Annotated in this window: 2 protein-coding genes; one reads left to right on the forward strand and one right to left on the reverse strand. The window is 41.1% G+C overall.

What is annotated here, in order from left to right; translation table 11 throughout:
• Positions 1 to 51: 51 nt before the first annotated feature.
• Positions 52 to 378 (reverse strand): SDR family NAD(P)-dependent oxidoreductase, encoded by a 327-nt coding sequence (locus tag V7K69_RS17460; protein WP_335036494.1) that lies wholly within the window; start codon positions 376 to 378, stop codon positions 52 to 54.
• A gap of 682 nt (positions 379 to 1,060) precedes the next feature.
• On the opposite strand from V7K69_RS17460, the gene V7K69_RS17465 reads away from it, so the two are divergent.
• Positions 1,061 to 1,388 (forward strand): DUF3598 family protein (locus tag V7K69_RS17465; RefSeq protein ID WP_335036496.1); only part of this gene is annotated, 328 nt, incomplete at its 3' end.

Genomic DNA, 1,388 nt, shown 5'->3' on the forward strand with positions numbered 1-1,388 from the left:
TGGAGGTAGCCGTTCTTGAACCCAATTAAATACCCTTGCTAAGTTAAACTCTTAGTAATTAATTATACTCTCACGAGAGTAATAAAAGAGCGCTAGGGGAGTTCCGGCTTGAAAAACTCCTGCATTATTGACGACTATTTGCACATCTTGGGCAGTTTTAGCAGCAGCAACAATAGATTGGGGATCACCTAAATCAAGCTGAATTGGTACTACCTGTAAGCCATATTGCTCAACCAATGAGGAGACACTGTTGAGCTGACGAACAGCCGCATAGACTTTGGTGGCTCCGTGTTCAATAAACGACTCAACTATCGCCTTGCCGATGCCGCGATTTGCGCCCGTAACCAAAATGGTTTTGTCTTTGATGTCGTAGTTCATTTAGATTTCTCCTTATGGTTTTCCATGATCTGAAAAACCTTGGACAATCGCTCTAAGTAAGTTAGGCAAAGAAATTTAGCTGCTCTCTTGAAGAAAGATTGCGGCTTCCACCTCTGCTTCTAGGATGGTATCATCATCTATCATCCGAATCTAGCAACACCATTTTTTTAGCCGTCTTTGAAGTTTGTGCTTTTGGACACCTCTTCCCAGGCATTTAAAGTTGTTGTTAGGGACTGAGGGGAATGGCACTAAGAAAAGCTGAAACTTCCTTGCTGGCAGGGTGTGGGAAGTGTGGGGAGAGGAGGTGTAGGAGGATGGGGAGGCAATGCAGCATTTGTTGATATGCAGTTATTCAATTTTTTTCTTTCTCCCCACACTTCCCACACTCCCCCCTCTCCCCACACTCAAAAGCCAATTAAATCATGGGTTTGCGCTTATCTTAGTGCCATTCGGGACTGAGGGCTAAAACGTATTTGAAAATCGGTGTTGATTGATTGGAATGAATAGCGATGTCTGCGACGGGCTACGCCTACGCTTTCAACTACTCGCATATTGCAGCACTTGTTCTCACTCCCAACGCCAAGCAGTTTCTACCAATATTTCTTTGCCATTGGTGATTTGGTATAGATCATAATACTATTTTTAAAAGGGAGATTTTAAATATATTTTGGATACAAATATTATGGATGCAAAAGAACGAAATTGGAATTATTGTACTAACCATTTGCTAAATTGGCATGGAATTTGGACGCGATATACACCAGTTGGTGATGTCAAAGAATCATTTCAAAGTCTGAGAAGTTTTAAAAGCAATCTAGAAAAGACTAAAATCGTCCATACTAATACTTATAGTTATGCAAATGGTGAAAATAAGCAAGAGAGTTGGGAATTTAATTTTCTGTCAAATAGCTTAGATAATGGACTTTTTCACCCATCACGCGAGACGATGCGAGGATATTTCTTTGCTTCGGGTCATGCTACTTGGGCAACAGTGAAGTTAAAACCCAACT

The organism is Nostoc sp., from assembly GCF_036917775.1.
Classification (GTDB): Bacteria; Cyanobacteriota; Cyanobacteriia; order Cyanobacteriales; family Nostocaceae; genus Nostoc.